Source organism: Streptomyces narbonensis (assembly GCF_014649015.1).
GTDB lineage: Bacteria > Actinomycetota > Actinomycetes > Streptomycetales > Streptomycetaceae > Streptomyces > Streptomyces narbonensis.
Window position 1 is genome coordinate 1 of sequence record NZ_BMSF01000054.1, and the last position, 2,304, is coordinate 2,304.

1 protein-coding gene is annotated in these 2,304 nt (G+C 38.4%); it reads left to right on the forward strand.

The window, feature by feature from the left end; genetic code table 11:
- Positions 1 to 233 precede the first annotated feature (233 nt).
- Positions 234 to 1,235: an RBD-like domain-containing protein gene (locus IE124_RS33950; RefSeq protein WP_189513867.1), complete on the forward strand. Its 1,002-nt coding sequence runs from the start codon at positions 234 to 236 to the stop codon at positions 1,233 to 1,235.
- Positions 1,236 to 2,304: the final 1,069 nt, after the last annotated feature.

The following is a 2,304-nucleotide window of genomic DNA, read 5'->3' on the forward strand; positions in this document are numbered from 1 at the left end:
AAAGAACAGTAATTATAATTTTTTAATTTTTTTGTCTTTTTTTTCTCTTTTTGTTGTTTCTCTCTCTCTTCTTCATTTTCCTTTTTCTTGTCTCTCCACCCAATATCTACTGAATCTGCTGCACCAGCGATCACAAACAGAACGGCAAACAGATTCTAGAACACCTCTGTCTGCTTGCTTCTGAACATTGAGGTTTAACTTCAAGAATTTGAAAGAAACACACCATCCATCAGATGACAAGAAATCACCGTCAGATCACGAGAAATATGGGAAAACGAGAAAATACCTCTCCTCCAATGGAAAAGAGTAACTCTCCTTCATCCACAAGCAGTTCGGTGAAAGTCATGGAAATGTCTGATAAGGAATTTAGAGCATTCGTAATGTCGAAGCTAACAGAGATGGAAGAAAAGAGAGATAATGAACTGCTAAAGAGAAAGGAGAAAGAAGTTGCCGAGTTCCAGGAGATGAGGAAATTCTTGCAAGATCTAAAAGAGGAATTACACCCTTTACAAAAGACTCAAACGGAACTGCTAGAGATGAAGTCTATAATACAAGAAGTCAAAATCTCCCTTGAAAGTATTCAAAGCAGACTAGATCATTCAGAAAATAGAATCTCAGATGTAGAAGAGAAAATGGCTGGCTTAGAAAAATCCACCACGAAGACTGAGAAAATGGCTCAAAAATTTGAGAATGATATGCGAGAAGTACTGGATACCATCAAACGTCCAAATATCCGGATAATTGGCATTCCAGAAGGCGAAGAGACCCATAAGGGCATTGATAATCTATTCCATGAAATCCTGCAAGAAAACTTTCCAAACCTAGAGAGGCATTCGAAGATCCAGTCCCAGGAAATACAAAGGACCCCAAATAGAATCAACCCAAGAAGATCTTCTCCAAGACCCATTCTAACCAGGTTGACCAAAACCGCAGACAAAGACAAGATACTAAGATTGGCAAGAGAGAAACATCAAGTTACCTACAAAGGACATCCCATCAGGCTAACAGCAGACCTCTCATCGGAAACAATGCGAGCGAGGAGAGAATGGGAAAATATATTCAAAGTGTTACGAGAGAAGCAATTCCAGCCAAGAATACTGTACCCGGCAAGATTATCTTTCAGGTGGGAAGAAAAGACAAGAACATTCTCAGATAAACAAAACCTGAAAGAATTTACCAGCACCAGACCAGATCTCCAAGAAGTTCTCAAGGGTGTGCTGTATCAAGAAAATTAAACACAGACACACAGAAATAAGAGTCCAAAAACTATGAAAGTGGCCAACTTAATCATAGGGACAAGTCTGGAGTTGAATATTATATCCCAGAATTTAATCAGGAAAATTGAACCAGAACAGAAGATAAAAGTACATGAGACTGATAGGTTCATGCACCTACCATTTGAACAGAATCCTAACTTGTTTCCTGGCTTTAAGCAAAGTTCCTTGGCATTTCTTTGAGTTAAGTTAAAACTGGTTTTCTTAGTAGTAATGAGTGACCTCACCATTGAAAGTAGTTAGATTACGTAGGAAATTGTGTGATCAATGCAAGGTGGGAGGGAAGGGAATGAAGGACAATTGTAGACACCGGAGGTGGTGTGAGAGGAGGGTGGGAAGGGACAGAGGGTCAGAAAGAGGGGTGGAAGTAATTCTAGGAACTAGTAATGGAAAAGTTTTTGTAATGTGCATGATTGTGTCACTATGCAATGTGTACTGGATGGGAGATTGCATTTTGTATGCTGTGATGAAGCTTAGGGAAGGAATGTAAATTGAGTTACAAAAAAAAAAGAGTTTCAGGAAAAAAAAATATATATCTGTTCAATGACTGCAGTAGGATATGTAGCCACAGCTAGGTGCTACTTTATAGGATGCGTAAAGTAAGACGTGCGTTCATGGAAATGTGTGTACCACCTGTGTTTTCTATGAGGGTATTTGGATTGATTAGGGTCTTTGGCGATACAATAAAATGTGAGGAGAAAACAGTATAGAAAGCAAACATAGATACCAGAGACAGTGTGGGAGGAGAGTGGGAGATGGCAGAGGGTAAGAGATAGAGAATCAAGGATGGGGGGGAAAAAAAGCAAAACATACAGAAGACAAGAAATGGAAGATCATTTGCTGACAATAACATGTTTGTTGATGTGCTTGATTGAGACAATATATAGTGTACTTTGGATGGAAAATCTCATTTTGTATGCTGTAATGATGTTCAGTGAATGAATGCAAATAAATAAATTGAAATAAAAAAATAATTACCACACATGTCAGAATTGATGTACGTGTCAGAATTGACGTAGGTGTCAAAAAT

What these genes read in the sequence shown, in the direction of transcription:
- IE124_RS33950 (WP_189513867.1), top strand. Translation starts at nt 234, where the DNA reads ATGACAAGAAATCACCGTCAGATCACGAGAAATATGGGAAAACGAGAA.